The sequence below is a fragment of the Acidovorax sp. sif0632 genome (assembly GCF_019218805.1).
GTDB lineage: Bacteria > Pseudomonadota > Gammaproteobacteria > Burkholderiales > Burkholderiaceae_C > Acidovorax > Acidovorax facilis.
The window spans coordinates 707,595-722,441 of sequence record NZ_JAHUWW010000002.1; the positions used below are offsets into that span (position 1 = coordinate 707,595).

General features: G+C 60.8%; 16 protein-coding genes and 2 tRNA genes. 7 read left to right on the forward strand and 11 right to left on the reverse strand.

Annotated features, from left to right (window positions below; all coding sequences use genetic code 11):
• Positions 1 to 4 precede the first annotated feature (4 nt).
• Positions 5 to 343: a P-II family nitrogen regulator gene (locus KW832_RS08440; protein WP_007857855.1), complete on the forward strand. Its 339-nt coding sequence runs from the start codon at positions 5 to 7 to the stop codon at positions 341 to 343.
• 115 nt (positions 344 to 458) lie between these two features.
• On the opposite strand, the gene KW832_RS08445 is transcribed toward KW832_RS08440, so the two are convergent.
• The 6 genes from KW832_RS08445 to KW832_RS08470 are packed head-to-tail and all read right to left on the reverse strand — an operon-like array spanning position 459 to position 4,038.
• Positions 459 to 1,052: a TIGR00730 family Rossman fold protein gene (locus KW832_RS08445; RefSeq protein WP_218299535.1), complete on the reverse strand. Its 594-nt coding sequence runs from the start codon at positions 1,050 to 1,052 to the stop codon at positions 459 to 461.
• On the reverse strand, positions 1,045 to 1,455 hold the full coding sequence (locus tag KW832_RS08450; RefSeq protein WP_055393766.1) for a diacylglycerol kinase: 411 nt from the start codon (positions 1,453 to 1,455) through the stop codon (positions 1,045 to 1,047). Before KW832_RS08450 ends, KW832_RS08445 begins: the two co-directional genes overlap by 8 nt.
• A 55-nt stretch (positions 1,456 to 1,510) precedes the next feature.
• Positions 1,511 to 2,059, reverse strand: a complete 549-nt coding sequence (locus KW832_RS08455; protein WP_055393768.1) for an RDD family protein — start codon at positions 2,057 to 2,059, stop codon at positions 1,511 to 1,513.
• Between the two features lie 45 nt (positions 2,060 to 2,104).
• The gene (locus KW832_RS08460; RefSeq protein WP_207401877.1) at positions 2,105 to 2,995 is read right to left on the reverse strand and encodes a DUF3106 domain-containing protein; all 891 of its coding nucleotides are present in this window, start codon (positions 2,993 to 2,995) and stop codon (positions 2,105 to 2,107) included.
• A 24-nt stretch (positions 2,996 to 3,019) separates the two neighbouring features.
• Entirely contained in the window at positions 3,020 to 3,472 is a 453-nt protein-coding gene (locus KW832_RS08465; protein WP_218299536.1) for a DUF3619 family protein, read from the reverse strand.
• Complete coding sequence (locus tag KW832_RS08470; protein WP_121419806.1) at positions 3,469 to 4,038, reverse strand: RNA polymerase sigma factor; 570 nt, start codon at positions 4,036 to 4,038, stop codon at positions 3,469 to 3,471. The genes KW832_RS08465 and KW832_RS08470 overlap by 4 nt, the downstream gene beginning before the upstream one ends.
• 293 nt (positions 4,039 to 4,331) lie before the next feature.
• Between KW832_RS08470 and KW832_RS08475 the strand changes: the two genes are divergently transcribed.
• The 6 genes from KW832_RS08475 to pbpG all read left to right on the forward strand — a co-directional run bounded on the left by KW832_RS08475 (position 4,332) and on the right by pbpG (position 11,808).
• A complete protein-coding gene (locus KW832_RS08475; protein ID WP_218299537.1) occupies positions 4,332 to 6,125 on the forward strand; it encodes an acetolactate synthase 3 catalytic subunit in 1,794 nt (597 codons plus the stop codon).
• 142 nt (positions 6,126 to 6,267) lie between these two features.
• A complete protein-coding gene (gene ilvN, locus KW832_RS08480) occupies positions 6,268 to 6,759 on the forward strand; it encodes an acetolactate synthase small subunit (RefSeq protein WP_007857867.1) in 492 nt (163 codons plus the stop codon).
• A 61-nt stretch (positions 6,760 to 6,820) separates the two neighbouring features.
• The gene (gene ilvC / locus KW832_RS08485; RefSeq protein WP_055393779.1) at positions 6,821 to 7,837 is read left to right on the forward strand and encodes a ketol-acid reductoisomerase; all 1,017 of its coding nucleotides are present in this window, start codon (positions 6,821 to 6,823) and stop codon (positions 7,835 to 7,837) included.
• A 192-nt stretch (positions 7,838 to 8,029) separates the two neighbouring features.
• Positions 8,030 to 8,863, forward strand: coding sequence for a CDP-diacylglycerol--serine O-phosphatidyltransferase (gene pssA, locus KW832_RS08490; protein ID WP_055393781.1), 834 nt, complete (start codon positions 8,030 to 8,032; stop codon positions 8,861 to 8,863).
• Between the two features lie 213 nt (positions 8,864 to 9,076).
• Positions 9,077 to 10,615 (forward strand): 2-isopropylmalate synthase, encoded by a 1,539-nt coding sequence (locus tag KW832_RS08495; RefSeq protein WP_121419808.1) that lies wholly within the window; start codon positions 9,077 to 9,079, stop codon positions 10,613 to 10,615.
• 116 nt (positions 10,616 to 10,731) lie between these two features.
• Positions 10,732 to 11,808: a D-alanyl-D-alanine endopeptidase gene (gene pbpG / locus KW832_RS08500; protein WP_121506717.1), complete on the forward strand. Its 1,077-nt coding sequence runs from the start codon at positions 10,732 to 10,734 to the stop codon at positions 11,806 to 11,808.
• Positions 11,809 to 12,007: 199 nt separating this feature from the next.
• Here pbpG and KW832_RS08505 read toward each other — a convergent pair whose 3' ends face one another.
• From KW832_RS08505 to KW832_RS08525, 5 genes are all read right to left on the reverse strand, one after another.
• Positions 12,008 to 12,835, reverse strand: a complete 828-nt coding sequence (locus KW832_RS08505; protein WP_218299538.1) for an IclR family transcriptional regulator — start codon at positions 12,833 to 12,835, stop codon at positions 12,008 to 12,010.
• 56 nt (positions 12,836 to 12,891) lie between these two features.
• Positions 12,892 to 13,653, reverse strand: a complete 762-nt coding sequence (locus KW832_RS08510; RefSeq protein ID WP_121419810.1) for an arginyltransferase — start codon at positions 13,651 to 13,653, stop codon at positions 12,892 to 12,894.
• On the reverse strand, positions 13,650 to 14,405 hold the full coding sequence (gene aat / locus KW832_RS08515; RefSeq protein ID WP_218299539.1) for a leucyl/phenylalanyl-tRNA--protein transferase: 756 nt from the start codon (positions 14,403 to 14,405) through the stop codon (positions 13,650 to 13,652). Before aat ends, KW832_RS08510 begins: the two co-directional genes overlap by 4 nt.
• 198 nt (positions 14,406 to 14,603) lie before the next feature.
• A tRNA-Asn gene (locus KW832_RS08520) sits at positions 14,604 to 14,679 on the reverse strand.
• Between the two features lie 52 nt (positions 14,680 to 14,731).
• Positions 14,732 to 14,807 (reverse strand) — tRNA-Asn (locus tag KW832_RS08525).
• Positions 14,808 to 14,847: the final 40 nt, after the last annotated feature.

Genomic DNA, 14,847 nt, shown 5'->3' on the forward strand with positions numbered 1-14,847 from the left:
CGCCATGAAAATGATCACCGCCGTCATCAAGCCCTTCAAGCTCGAAGAAGTCCGCGAAGCCCTGGCCGAGTGTGGCGTGACCGGTCTCACCGTGACCGAGGTGAAGGGTTTTGGCCGTCAGAAGGGCCACACCGAGCTGTACCGTGGCGCCGAGTACGTGGTGGACTTCCTGCCCAAGGTCAAGGTCGAGGTTGTCGTGAAAACCGAGGACGTGGACCGCTGTGTGGACGCCATCGTGAATGTGGCGCGCACCGGCAAGATTGGCGACGGCAAGATTTTTGTGACGGCTGTGGAGCGTGTGGTGCGTATCCGTACTGGGGATCTGGACGACGCGGCTGTGTAAGGCTCCCCCCTTAGTCGCTGCGCACCTTCCCCCTGAGGGGGACGCCACCAGTGGCCTGGCAAAGCCAGTTCCACGGTGGCGCTGGCCTTGCGCTGCGCCAGTTTTTTGAAGGCCGTTAGATCACCGAGCGCAGCGGGACGGGCGCTTGGTCGGGGCCGGCGTCTTGCACCAGCGTGCGCAGCAGTGCCTCGGCATCGGTAGAGGCGTGCAGCAGGCCCATCTGCCATTCGCCCATGAAGCCGCTGGCCACGCTGGACTGCAAAAAGCCCAGTAGCCCGTCGTAGTAGCCGGCCACATTGAGCAGACCCAGGGGTTTGTCGTGGTAGCCCAGCTGGCGCCAGGTCCACACTTCAAACAGTTCTTCAAAGGTGCCGATACCGCCGGGCAGGGCCAAAAAGGCATCGCTGCGCTCGGCCATCATGGCCTTGCGTTCGTGCATGGTCTGCACGATGTGCAACTCGTCGCATTGGCGGTTGGCCAACTCTTTGTCGACCAGCGCCTGGGGAATCACGCCCACCACGCGCCCGCCCGCAAGCCGGGTGGCTTCGGCCACCGTACCCATGAGGCCGCTGCGGCCGCCGCCATACACCAGCTGGCCGCCGTGCTGGCCAATCCATTGGCCCACGGCTTCGGCAGCGTCGGCAAAGGCCGCGTTCTCGCCAGGTCGCGAGCCGCAATACACACACACGGAAAAAGTCGGTTCAGCCATGGAAAATCCTCTGAAAAACCGCTGCACCCCAGATGCCCGCGCACAGCAGCAAGGCCAGAAGCACGGCAGCGCTGCCCATGTCCTTGGCGCGTTTGGAAAGGTCGTGCCACTCGGGGCCGATGCGGTCGATGGCGGTTTCGATGCCGGTGTTGAGCAACTCCACGATCATCACGATCACCACCGAGCCTGCCAGCAGCGCGGTTTCTACCCAGCTTTGCCCCAGCCAGAGAGACGCGGGCAACAGCACCATGGCGGCAATGGCCTCCTGGCGGAATGCCTTTTCGTTCCAGCCTGCGCGAAGGCCTTCGATGGAGTAACCCGCAGCGTGCCAGATGCGGTTCAAGCCCGTGCGGGCCTTCTGGGGGTTGGCGGGCGCGGAGGACTCGGGTGGGGACAGGGGCATAGGGATATTGTGTCGCAGCCGCATGACAGCGGGCGTTGCAGCCTGCGCGCGGGTGCTACTTTTTCGGAAGCTCGAAGTGCACCAGGCGCGTGCCTGCCAGGGCGTCGTGCCAAAACTGCCGCTCTGGATGAAAGCGGCTCAGGATGGCCCAGATGGCAACCCAGCCGAACAGCAGCACCAGCACTTCAATGGCCGAGACCCCCAACAGATAGGCTGCCAAGGGCGGCAGGAACCACACCCAGCTCAGCAGGTAGCGCAGCAGCGCACGCGCCTGGGTGATGGGTTGCCCGGCGGTGTCCACCACACGGATGAGCCAGGTCTTTTGAGCCAGGGTCTGGCCTTTGGCCCAGAACCAGGTGAAGTAAATGCCAAACACCACAAACAGAAAGGCCTGCAGGGCGTGCCGATTGTCTAGGGCGTGGCGGGTTTGGCTGAGGGTGCCGAACAGGTAGCCTGCAATGAAGACCACCCCGAACATGAGCATGCCCTCATACAGCCAGCAGGCCATGCGACGCCACAAATTGGGCGTGGGGCCGAGGGCGGCGGAAGAGGTCTTTGCAGAGAGGGATGCCTGCGGTGCTGGGGCGGGAGGGGTGGCGGTCATTCCAGAAGGCGAAAGCAAGGCGGAGAGTGTCGGCCAGCGACGGGACTACTGAGGATACAGGCCCGAGTTGTCGGGAGTGACCATGGGCGCTGTTGTCGCAGGTGTTTCTGCGGAACCTGCGCCCAGAGGGGGGAGTGCTGCCGGTACTGCCACCGGAATCGAGACAGGGGCAGTCTCGACCACGTTGGAGGCGGGATTTTGCGTGGGCACGCCGGTCGCCGGGGGCGCCGTGGGGGTGACCGGTGCCGCCACACGGGGGGCGCTGTGGTCGAGCACGGGCGGAATCTTCGGTGCGTTGGGGCGGCTGGGGTTGGCCTGCGTGGCCGCAGGAACCTGGGCCAGCTTCTTGGGCGACACGGGGCGCAAGGCCGTGGCGGCGCCCTTGGGTTTGGGGGCGGCACGCGCAGCCAGCGCACGTTTTTCCTCGTCGGACAGCGCCTGGTAGGCCTCCCACTGGGCGCGTTTGTCGTCGCGGGCAAGCCGGTTGGTGACTGCATAGTTCAGCCGGGCCTGGTTGCGCTGCTGTGCGCTCAGGCTGGCCCAGTCCGTCATGCGGTCATGAAATTTGGCCTGTTCTTCTTCAGGAAGCGCCGAGAAATTGGCGGCCAGCGCAAGCCAGCGGCGCTTTTGCGCTTCGCTGATGAGCGCCCAGCGCTCTGCCAGTGGGTACAGCGCCAGTTTCTGGGGCGTGGTCAGGGTTTCCCAGCCCGGGCCGGTCTCGACCTGTGGCACTGCCATGGCGCCAGGCCGGGTGGACGTGCGGGCATTGTTGGGGCTGGCCACCGCAGCTTCAGCCCCCGCAGGCAGCAGGGTGCCGGGTGCCATGCGCATCTGTACCAGCACCTGGCCACCCACCGCTGCGAGCACGCCCAAGAGCGCCAAAGCCAGCACGAAGGCTGGCAGGGCAGGGGAAGCGTCGGGTGAACTTGGGTGCATGCAGTACGCGGTCGGGGGCGGGGCTCAGTTCGACGGGGCAGAGGTTTTGAGGAATTGTACGAAGCCAGGGTCAGCGTAGGCTGCTGGCGGCAAATCGTCGGTCAAAAGGGCTGCATCGACTTCGGCCAGGTCATTGGCGCTGCTTTCGTCCTGGGCAATGTTGATGACCACCAGCCCCACCACCAGTGCCATCAGCGGAACGGCAGACACCAGTGCATTCCACCAGCCGCCACCCTCGTTGCCGCCACGGCCCAGCGTGACACTGCCACCCGCATGCACCACAACGGGTGCCGCCAGACGCACCGGCACGGTGTCTTTCTTGCGTTTGGCAAGGGCTTGCATGCGCGAGGCGCGCAGCCGTTCGGAAATGTCGTAAGGCAATTCGTCGGTGCCGCTGGACAAGCGCGCCGTGACGCGCAGTGCAAAGCGCTCTGCCGCAGCTTCTGCCTGTGTCGATGGGGTCTGTACAGTGTTCATGGCTCGATTCCTTTGGCCTTCAGTGCCTTGCTGAGGGTTTGTATGGCACGAAAACAGTGCGTTTTGACGCTGCCTTCGGAGCAGCCCATGGCGGCTGCCGTTTCAGCTACATCCATTTCTTCCCAGTAACGCATCAGGAACGCTTCCCGTTGACGTGGGGGCAGCTCGGCAATCTCGGCTTCAATCCCGTGAAAGATCTGCGCCCGCCGGGTCAGATCCTCAGCGCTCTCCGCCCGTTCCCCATTTTCTGGTCCTGAATACGCTTCAAGCAGATCAAAATCCATGCCATCTTCGCCGGGACCTTCAAAGTCGCTCATGCTCGAAAACAGTGCATTGCGGGTTTTCTGGCGGCGAAACCAGTCCAGCGTGCAGTTGGAAAGTATGCGCTGGTAGAGCATGGGCAGCTCAGCCGCCGGCTTGTCACCATAGTGCTCTGCCAGCTTGAGCATGCTGTCCTGCACGATGTCGAGCGCCGCTTCCTCATTGCGAACGTGGTAGACCGAGCGCTTGAATGCGCGCTTTTCTACACTTTTGAGGAAGTCGGAGAGTTCTCGTTCGGTTGCCAAGACGGGTCAGCCCGGGAGGGGATCGGTGCCGGTGAGTTCACAAAAATGTGGCTATCCGGCACGTGGAGCCTTTGATTATCGCATCCGCCGGGGTTTTTTTCGGGGGATGGCAGTTTTACATGTGTTGCAGTGCGATAATCGCCACTGCAATTCAAAGGCAAACGGGTCACGGTCCGGCGCGGCAATCATCCCGCCCATGTCCTTGGCCTCAAGTTCCAAGCTGGCTTCACAAGAGCGCATGTTAGGAGCACCCAAGGTTTTTCGTCAGAGAAATTCACAAAGGTTGATCGATCATGGAAATCTCCAAGGCTGAAATCTCTTCAGCAGCCGCTGCTTCGCAGGGCAACACCTCCCCCGCTCCCGGTGCTCAGGACCTCATGGGTTCCGAGATCCTCATCAAGTCGCTTCAAGCTGAGAACGTCCAGTACATCTGGGGCTACCCCGGTGGTGCTGTTCTCTACATCTACGACGCGCTCTACAAGCAAGACACCATTCAGCATGTGCTGGTGCGCCATGAGCAGGCTGCTGTACACGCTGCCGACGGCTACGCCCGCGCCACGGGTGAAGTGGGCGTTGCGTTGGTCACGTCCGGTCCAGGTCTTACTAACGCGGTGACCGGTATCGCTACGGCGTACATGGATAGCATCCCGATGGTGATCATCTCCGGCCAGGTGCCCACGCCCGCGATCGGGCTCGATGCCTTCCAGGAATGTGACACCGTCGGCATCACCCGTCCCATCGTCAAACACAATTTCCTCGTCAAGGACCCGCGCGATCTGGCCATGACGATGAAGAAGGCCTTCCACATTGCCCGCACCGGCCGCCCCGGCCCCGTGGTGGTGGACGTGCCCAAGGACGTTTCCTTCAAGAAAGTGCCGTACAGCGGCTACCCACAAAGCGTGGAAATGCGCTCGTACAACCCCGTGCGCAAGGGCCATGGCGGCCAGATCCGCAAGGCACTGCAGCTGCTGCTTGCGGCCAAGCGCCCCTACATCTACACCGGCGGTGGCGTGCTGCTGGGCAATGCCACCAACGAGTTGCGCACGCTGGTGGATATGCTGGGCTACCCGGTCACCAACACGCTGATGGGCCTGGGTGCTTACCCCGCGTCGGACCGCAAGTTCCTCGGCATGCTGGGCATGCACGGCACCATCGAGGCCAACAACGCCATGCAGAACTGCGACGTGCTGCTGGCTGTGGGCGCGCGTTTTGACGACCGCGTGATCGGCAACCCCAAGCACTTTGCACAGAACGACCGCAAGATCATCCACGTGGATATCGACCCGTCGAGCATCTCCAAGCGCGTGAAGGTCGATATCCCGATCGTCGGCGACGTGAAGGACGTGCTCACCGAGCTGATCTCCATGATCCGCGAGAGCAGCACGCGCCCCGACGCGGGTGCTCTGGCCGCCTGGTGGGACACCATTGAAGGCTGGCGCAAGCGCGATTGCCTGAAGTACAGCATGGGCAGCCCTGACGTCATCAAGCCCCAGTACGTGGTCGAGACGCTGTGGAACATGACCAAGGACGCCGATACGTACATCACGTCCGACGTGGGCCAGCACCAGATGTGGGCCGCGCAGTACTACCGCTTTGACGAGCCGCGCCGCTGGATCAACTCCGGTGGCCTGGGCACCATGGGCGTGGGCATTCCCTACGCCATGGGTATCAAGCTGGCCAAGCCGGATTCTGAAGTGTTCTGTATCACGGGCGAAGGCTCGGTGCAGATGAACATTCAGGAACTGTCCACCTGCCTGCAGTACAACACGCCGATCAAGATCTGCTCGCTGAACAACCGCTACCTGGGCATGGTGCGCCAGTGGCAAGAGATCGAATACTCTGGCCGCTACAGCCACAGCTACATGGACGCGCTGCCCAACTTCGTAAAGCTGGCAGAGGCGTATGGCCATGTGGGCATGTTGATCGAGAGCCCCAAGGACGTAGAGCCCGCTCTGCGTGAAGCCCGCAAGCTCAAGGACCGCACCGTGTTCATGGACTTCCGCACTGACCCCACCGAGAACGTGTTCCCGATGGTCCAGGCCGGCAAGGGCATTACCGAAATGTTGCTGGGGTCGGAAGACCTTTAAGCCAAATCGGCCTCCAGCGCTTGTTCATCAAGCGCTACCAGCTATCGAATAGATAGCATTCACTTTTTGACGAATCTATTGCCTGCCAAGCCCGTGCATTACCGTGCACGGGGGAGGGCAGCGAAAAGAGGAATCTGCACCTATGAAACACATCATTGCCGTTCTGCTGGAAAACGAACCCGGTGCGCTGTCGCGCGTTGTAGGCCTGTTTTCTGCCCGTGGTTACAACATCGAATCGCTCACCGTGGCGCCCACTGAGGATCCATCGCTCTCGCGCATGACGATCCAGACCACGGGCTCCGACGATGTGATCGAACAGATCACCAAGCACCTGAACCGCCTCATTGAGGTCGTGAAGGTGGTGGATCTCACCGAAGGTGCCTACACCGAGCGCGAGCTCATGATGGTGAAGGTGCGCGCGGTGGGCAAGGAGCGCGAGGAGATGAAGCGCATGGCCGACATCTTCCGTGGCCGCATCATCGACGTGACCGAGAAGAGCTACACGATTGAGCTGACCGGCGACCAGTCGAAGAACGACGCTTTTCTGCAGGCCATTGACCGCACCGCCATCTTGGAAACCGTACGTACGGGTGCCAGCGGGATCGGCCGTGGCGAGCGCATCTTGCGCGTGTAAGACAATTCACCCCGTTTTTCCCATTTCAACCCCCAACAACGCATTTCAACCGGAGCGACCCATGAAAGTTTTCTACGACAAAGACACCGACCTGAGCCTGATCAAAGGCAAGACCGTGGCCATCATCGGCTACGGCTCACAGGGCCATGCCCACGCACAAAACCTGAACGACAGTGGCGTGAAGGTCGTGGTCGGCCTGCGCAAGGGCGGTGCATCGTGGGACAAGGTCGGCAAGGCTGGCCTGACGGTTCTGGAAGTCAACGACGCCGTCAAATCCGCTGACGTGGTCATGATCCTGCTGCCCGACGAAGACATCGCAGCCGTCTACAAGAACAACGTCGAACCCAACATCAAGCAAGGCGCCTCGCTGGCCTTTGCCCACGGCTTCAACGTGCACTACAACCAAGTCGTGCCCCGTGCTGACCTGGACGTGTGGATGGTGGCGCCCAAGGCCCCTGGCCACACCGTGCGCAACACCTACACCCAAGGCGGCGGCGTGCCCCACCTGGTGGCCGTGCACCAAGACAAGTCCGGCAAGGCCCGTGACTTGGCCCTGAGCTACGCAGCTGCCAACGGCGGCGGCAAGGCCGGCATCATCGAGACCAACTTCAAGGAAGAAACCGAGACCGACCTGTTCGGCGAACAAGCCGTGTTGTGCGGCGGTGCCGTCGAGCTGATCAAGATGGGTTACGAAACCCTGGTTGAAGCCGGCTACGCCCCTGAAATGGCCTACTTCGAATGCCTGCACGAGCTCAAGCTCATCGTGGACCTGATCTACGAAGGCGGCATTGCCAACATGAACTACTCGATCTCGAACAACGCCGAGTACGGCGAGTACGTGACCGGCCCCGAAGTGATCAACGAGCAGTCGCGCGCCGCCATGCGCAATGCCTTGAAGCGCATCCAGAACGGCGACTACGCCAAGATGTTCATCCAGGAAGGCCGCCTGAACTACCCATCGATGACGGCCCGCCGCCGCAACACGGCCGACCACAGCATCGAAAAGGTAGGCGGCCAACTGCGCGCCATGATGCCCTGGATCGCCAAGAACAAGCTGGTCGATCAGACCCGCAACTGATTCTCCATCGCTGGAGCATCACAAGGCCACTTCGGTGGCCTTTTTCGTTGGCGGTCGGTCCTGTGGGCAGGCGCTACACTGCGACCTTCGCCTTGATGGCTCGCGGCGATCTGTCTGTGCAGCGGGAATTGTCGGATACTATAAATTTAATAGCTGCTCACGCAATATGGGCAAGCGATGGAGGTCAATTTAATGCATGACGGCAATGAATCCACCGACAACCCCGGTGTGATGGTGCGCAAACGGCGCAAGGGCATCTACATCCTGCCCAACCTGTTCACGCTGGCGGCATTGTTTGGGGGCTTCTATTCGATCGTGATGGCCATGAATGGCCGTTTCGACATGGCGGCCGTGGGCGTTTTTTGTGCGATGGTGCTCGACAGTCTTGATGGCAGGGTAGCGCGCATGACCAATACCCAGAGCGCGTTTGGCGAGCAGATGGATTCGCTCTCCGACATGGTGTCCTTTGGAGCGGCGCCTGCCCTGATCGCCTATGAGTGGTCCCTCCAGGGGCTGGGCCGCTGGGGCTGGATTGCCGCATTTGTGTACTGCGCCTGTGCCGCGCTTCGCCTGGCGCGCTTCAATGTGAATACCGGCGTGGTGGACAAGCGCTATTTTCAGGGGCTGCCTTCGCCAGCCGCTGCAGCTTTGGTGGCGGGGTTCATCTGGCTGATGACCGAGCTGGGCGTGCATCCTGGTGAAGACCACTGGCTGACCTGGAGTCAGACGACCTGGATCATGTTCGCATTCACGCTGTACGCGGGGCTCACCATGGTGACCAATGTGCCGTTCTACAGCTTCAAGGATGTGCAGATGAAAAAGAGCGTGCCTTTTGCAGCCATCGTGCTGATCGCGCTGGGCATTGCCATCATCAACATCCACCCGCCCATCGTGCTGTTTGGAGTGTTCGTGTTCTACGGCCTGAGCGGTTACGGCGTGTACGCCTGGCGCAAGGCCAAAGGGCAGCACAGCAGCGTGATCAGCACCTCGACGGACGAACCGGACGAACGTGGACTGCACAAGTGATTGGAATGATGTCTGGCCAGTTGTGCTACATTGCACCGCATGAATTCGTTTGCACTGGCTCTACTGCTACCTCCCTACGGGCGGAGACAGTAGGCGCACGCGCACACTTTTTCCACAAAGGCCCGTATGCACCCGCAACGGGCCTTTTGTTTTGGGCGCCAGATTTTTAGTGTTGCGGGCCAATTCCACCCCACCAGTACCAGGAGAAACAACATGGCTGACAAACTCATCATTTTCGACACGACCTTGCGCGATGGCGAGCAGTCCCCCGGCGCCTCGATGACCAAGGATGAGAAGCTGCGAATTGCCCGCCAGCTGGAGCGCCTGAAGGTGGACGTGATCGAAGCCGGTTTTGCGGCCAGCTCGAACGGAGATTTTGAGGCGGTACAGGCGATTGCCAATGCCATCAGGGAGTCCACCATCTGCTCGCTGTCGCGCGCCAATGACCGCGACATTTCCCGCGCAGCAGAAGCGCTTGCAGGGGCGAACAGCGCGCGCATCCATACGTTCATTGCCACCAGCCCGCTGCACATGGAAAAGAAGCTGCGCATGACGCCAGAGCAAGTGCTGGAGCAGGCCAAGCAGTCGGTGCGTTTTGCGCGCAACCTGGTGGGAGATATTGAGTTCAGCCCCGAAGATGGCTACCGCAGCGACCCAGACTTCCTGTGCCGCGTGCTCGAAGCTGTGATCGCCGAGGGTGCCACGACCATCAATGTGCCCGACACCGTGGGCTATGCCATCCCCGAGCTGTACGGCAACTTCATCAAGACCCTGCGCGAGCGCATTCCCAACAGCGACAAGGCCATCTGGTCCGTGCACTGCCACAACGACCTCGGCATGGCCGTGGCCAATTCGCTGGCTGGTGTGAAGATTGGCGGCGCGCGCCAGGTGGAATGCACGATCAATGGTCTGGGTGAGCGCGCTGGCAACTGTTCTCTCGAAGAGGTGGTGATGGCGGTCAAGACCCGCCGCGACTATTTCAACCTCGATCTCAACATTGATACCCAGCACATCGTTGCGGCCAGCCGAATGGTCAGTCAGACCACGGGGTTCGTGGTGCAGCCGAACAAGGCCGTGGTGGGGGCCAATGCCTTTGCGCACGCCAGTGGTATCCACCAGGATGGCGTGCTCAAGGCGCGCGATACCTACGAAATCATGCGTGCCGAGGATGTGGGCTGGAGCGCCAACAAGATCGTGTTGGGCAAGCTCAGCGGCCGCAACGCCTTCAAGCAGCGCCTGCAGGAACTGGGTGTGAGCCTGGACAGTGAAACCGAAGTCAACACCGCTTTCACGCGTTTCAAGGAACTTGCCGATCGCAAGAGCGAGATTTTTGACGAGGACATCTTGGCGCTGGTGAGTGATGAGAGCGTGACCAGCGAAAGGGAACAATATGGCTTTGTCTCTCTGTTCCAGCAGAGCGAAACGGGTGAGCACCCCCGAGCACGCATCGTCTTTACGGTAGATGGCCAGGAGGTGCGGGGCGAGTCCGAAGGAAACGGCCCTGTGGATGCCTCGCTCAAGGCCATCGAATCGCATGTGAAGAGTGGTGCGGAGATGGTGCTGTACTCGGTGAACGCCATCAGCGGCTCGACAGAGAGCCAAGGCGAGGTCACAGTGCGCCTGCAGAACAGTGGCCGCGTGGTCAACGGCGTCGGAGCAGACCCCGATATCGTGGTCGCTTCGGCCAAGGCCTATCTGAGTGCGCTGAACAAGTTACAAAGTAAAGCTGACCGGGTGGCTGCACAGGGTTGAATGATCAATTTATAATTTCATTCACTTTCTTGGAAAGTCGCGCAAGGTATTGATCTTGCGCGACTTTTTTTGATTCTGTACACTGCTCAACACTTATTACCGTTTGGAGCACTTTGATGCACCATCGCCACCGCGCCGCAGTGACCCGTTTTTTCCAGCTTTTGGGCTTTGTCGTCGTCAGTACGGCGCTGGTTGTGCCGATTGCGCACTCAGGGGAGCGCTCCAAGGCGCCAGCCAAAAAGCAGCAAGTCAGTTCGGCCAATGCCAAGCGCGCTGCTCCGGCCCGCAAGGTCGCTACCAATACCCGGGCCGTGCGTGTCACGGCCAAGACCGCCAAGGCGCCGACCCGTGTGGCCTTTGTGCCTGCCAAGCAGTCGTTCGGGCAAATGGCGGGGCTGCATGAGGTGAGTGATCCGCTGGACCTGAAGTCCAGCGTCGCACTCGTCATCGACCAGGACACGCATGAAGTCCTGCTCAGCAAGAATGATCAGGCCGTGCTTCCCATTGCGTCCCTGACCAAGCTCATGACGGGCTTGCTGATTTCCCAGGCCAAGCTGCCGATGGATGAGCCCATTACGATCACCCAGGATGACGTTGATACTGAAAAAGGCAGCCGCTCGCGCCTGACGGTGGGCTCTACGTTGACCCGGGGCGAGATGCTGCACCTGGCGCTCATGTCCAGCGAGAACCGCGCAGCGCATGCGCTGGGTCGTACGTACCCAGGGGGCCTCGAAGCGTTTGTCGTGCAGATGAATGTCAAGGCCCGCCTGCTCGGCATGACCGATACCCGTTATGTTGAGCCAACCGGCCTTTCCAGCCGCAACCAGTCCAGCGCACGTGACCTGGCTACCCTGGTGAATGTGGCGCATGGTGATCCCCTGCTGCGCGAACTGTCCACCTCTCCGGGATATGAGGTGGCAGTGGGTCCCAAAACATTGCAGTACAACAATACCAACGGGCTGGTAAAAAACCCCACCTGGGACATTGGCCTCCAGAAAACCGGCTACATCTCGGAAGCAGGGCGCTGTCTGGTGATGCAAACCCAGATCGCCGGGCGCAAGCTCATCATGGTGTTTCTGGATTCGGCGGGCAAATTCAGCCGCCTGGGTGATGCTGAGCGTGTGCGCCATTGGGTGGAGTCCATGCCGTCATTGACGGCGCCTTTGCAGGCCCGTGCAGGGTCCAACGGGTGAGGCGGTTAATCCTGTAGCTTGCACATCCATCCCTTCTGCGACAAGCATTTGGTGCTGGTAGCGTCGGCGGGATTTCGTGCCGACTGCCTTTTGCGCTGATTTGATGGATCCACCGGCCGACCGGGTATCACTGCCTGCGTCGGTTTTTTTGCATGGATCAGGCCCGGCTGCGACTGCGGTAGCTGTTGTGTCCCGAGGCTCAGCGAAGTCCCGGACGCAAACCCGCATCACCGGATGCCGACGCTTCCATGCTGGGTGTGTAACCCAGAGCCAGAGAAATCTCGTTGGCCGTGGCTTGGAGCTTGGGAAGCCATCCTTCGTCCAGTCGATCAGCGGGTGCTGATATGGACAGTCCGGCTACCAGCTTGCCTTGGTCATCGTAGACGCCAGCGGCCATGCAGCGCACGCCCAGTTCCAGCTCTTCGTTGTCGCGGGCAATACCGTACTGGCGTGCTTTGGCGAGTTCGCGCTCCAGGATGGGCAATTGGGTGATGCTGTTGCGGGTGTGTCCGGCCAGACCGGTTCGGGTGGCATAGGCCCGCACGCGCTGGGGGTCGTCCAGGGCCAGAAAGAGCTTGCCTGTGGAGGTAAGGTGCAGAGGGGCCCGTCCGCCAATGGCGCGCACCACCTGCATGCCGGAGCGTTCACTGTAGGCACGTTCGACATACACAATCTCGTCGCCCTGGCGCATGCTCAGATTGACGGGCTGCTGGATCAGCTTGTGAAGATTGCGCATCGGGGTCAGGGCTGCATCGCGCACGCTCAGGCGCGCTTTTACGAGGTTGCCCAGTTCCAGCAGGCGCATGCCCAGTCGATAGCTGCCCGATTCTGGCCGATCCACGAAACGGCCAATCGTGAGGTCGTTCAGGATGCGGTGCGTGGTGGACGGGTGCAGCCCTGTTTTCTCGCTGATTTCCTTGAGAGATATCGCCTCTTCGCGTGACGCCAGAACATCGATCAGCGTAAACATGCGCTCAAGCACCTGAACGCTGGGTTTGACGGGGATGCTGGGATCGTTTTTTTTCATGGACGGCGATGCAGTGACGGCCGCAGCATTTTATCTTGTGAAATGCGAGCCTGCATTCACGCGCTCTGATTCGCGCCTGGGCTGGAGCGATGCCACTGGCCATCGGTCCGGATCTCGTGGGGGTGAAAGCGCGCCTTGTAGTTCATCTTGGGGCTGGCCTCGATCCAGTAGCCCAGGTACACATGGGGCAACTCCAGGGAGCGTGCCTGGGCAATCTGCCACATCACGTTGTAGGTGCCGTAGCTGCAATGTGGCTCGGGTTCGTAGAAGGTGTAGACCGCCGAAAGCCCGTCGTCGAGCACGTCCAGGATGGACACCATCTTGAGCGCGCCGGGCTCTCCTGTTATGCCATCTGTTTCGCGGAACTCCACCAGACGTGAATTCACCCGGCTTTGCAGCAGAAACTGCGTGTATTGGTCGATGCTGTCATGGTCCATGCCGCCGCCCGCATGGCGGCCGTTCTGGTAGCGCAGATACAGCTGATAGTGCTCGGGTACAAAACACAGGCGCAATACCCGCGCCTGCAGATTGCCGTGCCGCACGGTAGCGCGCCGCTGGCTCCGATCCGGCTGAAACTCGTTCACCAGCACGCGCAAGGGAGTGCAGGCCTGGCAGCCATCGCAATAGGGGCGGTAAGTGAACATGCCACTGCGGCGAAACCCCTTCGCCACGAGATCGGAATACACATCGCTCTGGATCAGGTGGCTGGGCGTGGCGACCTGCGACCGTGCCTGCCTGTCCGGCAGATAACTGCAGGGGTAAGGGGCTGTCGCGTAGAACTGCAGGGTCTGCAGTGGTAGGTCATTGAGTTGCGTCATGCCGTGGGCGCCGTGAAGGGCTGCAGCTCGTTCCAGTATACGGGTTCAAACGACCACGAGAGGGCGGGCTGGTCCAGTGCGTTTTGTATGTGAGACAGGAACTGGGCTCGCGAGATTTCGTGGGCTCCCAATGAGGCCAGGTGCCGGGTGTTCTGTTGGCAATCAATCATTGCCACACCCTGGCGGCGGCACAAGGCCACCAGGGCTGCAAGCGCGATTTTCGATGCATCGGTAGCGTGGGCGAACATCGATTCACCGAACACCGCCTGCCCCAGTGCGACGCAATACAGGCCGCCTGCCAGTTTTCCATCGATCCAGGTTTCAACGCTATGAGCATTGCCCGCTGCATGGAGGCGGGTGTAGGCTTCAACCATCTCGGGCACGATCCAGGTGCCCGCCTGCCCGTCGCGCTCCTTGCTGGCGCAGGCTGTAATCACGTCCAGGAAGTTGTGGTTTATGCGGATCTCGCAGGCTGTATTTGCTCGGAATGCCTGCAGGGTCCTGCGAAGCGAGCGATGGAGTCGGAAGTTCGCCACGGGCAAGACCATTCGTGGATCGGGAGCCCACCACAAGATGGGTTGCCCCGGGCCGTACCAGGGGAACGTGCCCTGGGCATACGCCGCTCGCAGATGCGCTACATCCAGCGTGCCACCGGCAGCCAGGAGTCCGGGGGCGGGGTCGTCGGGTCCCCATGCTTTCGCAGGGGCGGGTAGCGGATCTTCAAGCTCCAGCCAAGGCAGTTGCGGGGGCATGGGGTTGCAATACAAATAGGACTTGCGCAAATCGGGGTGCAACGGCCGCCTCGCCTTGGGATGGGCCGATTGCCTGGGCCTGTTTTGCGCAAGTCATGACAAAGAACTGTATTGTCAGGCAGGCACAGGGGTGGTGGATTTTCTTGAGGCGTATGAATGAAAAAGCCCACCATGTGTGAACATGGCGGGCTTCTTGGCTGGCTCCTCGACCTGGGCTCGAACCAGGGACCTACGGATTAACAGTCCGGCGCTCTACCGACTGAGCTATCGAGGAATGATCGGTATGTAAAAGGCCCCGCGTACACATGCAGGGCCTGCAAAATTCTTGGCTCCTCGACCTGGGCTCGAACCAGGGACCTACGGATTAACAGTCCGGCGCTCTACCGACTGAGCTATCGAGGAACAAGACTTAGATTATATACATAAAAATTGGGGCTCCGAA

Coding starts and splice junctions, on each gene's coding strand:
- KW832_RS08440 (WP_007857855.1), top strand. CDS start 5: ATGAAAATGATCACCGCCGTCATCAAGCCCTTCAAGCTCGAAGAAGTC.
- KW832_RS08445 (WP_218299535.1), bottom strand. CDS start 1,052: ATGGCTGAACCGACTTTTTCCGTGTGTGTGTATTGCGGCTCGCGACCT.
- KW832_RS08450 (WP_055393766.1), bottom strand. CDS start 1,455: ATGCCCCTGTCCCCACCCGAGTCCTCCGCGCCCGCCAACCCCCAGAAG.
- KW832_RS08455 (WP_055393768.1), bottom strand. CDS start 2,059: ATGACCGCCACCCCTCCCGCCCCAGCACCGCAGGCATCCCTCTCTGCA.
- KW832_RS08460 (WP_207401877.1), bottom strand. CDS start 2,995: ATGCACCCAAGTTCACCCGACGCTTCCCCTGCCCTGCCAGCCTTCGTG.
- KW832_RS08465 (WP_218299536.1), bottom strand. CDS start 3,472: ATGAACACTGTACAGACCCCATCGACACAGGCAGAAGCTGCGGCAGAG.
- KW832_RS08475 (WP_218299537.1), top strand. CDS start 4,332: ATGGAAATCTCCAAGGCTGAAATCTCTTCAGCAGCCGCTGCTTCGCAG.
- ilvN (WP_007857867.1), top strand. CDS start 6,268: ATGAAACACATCATTGCCGTTCTGCTGGAAAACGAACCCGGTGCGCTG.
- ilvC (WP_055393779.1), top strand. CDS start 6,821: ATGAAAGTTTTCTACGACAAAGACACCGACCTGAGCCTGATCAAAGGC.
- pssA (WP_055393781.1), top strand. CDS start 8,030: ATGCATGACGGCAATGAATCCACCGACAACCCCGGTGTGATGGTGCGC.
- KW832_RS08495 (WP_121419808.1), top strand. CDS start 9,077: ATGGCTGACAAACTCATCATTTTCGACACGACCTTGCGCGATGGCGAG.
- pbpG (WP_121506717.1), top strand. CDS start 10,732: ATGCACCATCGCCACCGCGCCGCAGTGACCCGTTTTTTCCAGCTTTTG.
- KW832_RS08505 (WP_218299538.1), bottom strand. CDS start 12,835: ATGAAAAAAAACGATCCCAGCATCCCCGTCAAACCCAGCGTTCAGGTG.
- KW832_RS08510 (WP_121419810.1), bottom strand. CDS start 13,653: ATGACGCAACTCAATGACCTACCACTGCAGACCCTGCAGTTCTACGCG.
- aat (WP_218299539.1), bottom strand. CDS start 14,405: ATGCCCCCGCAACTGCCTTGGCTGGAGCTTGAAGATCCGCTACCCGCC.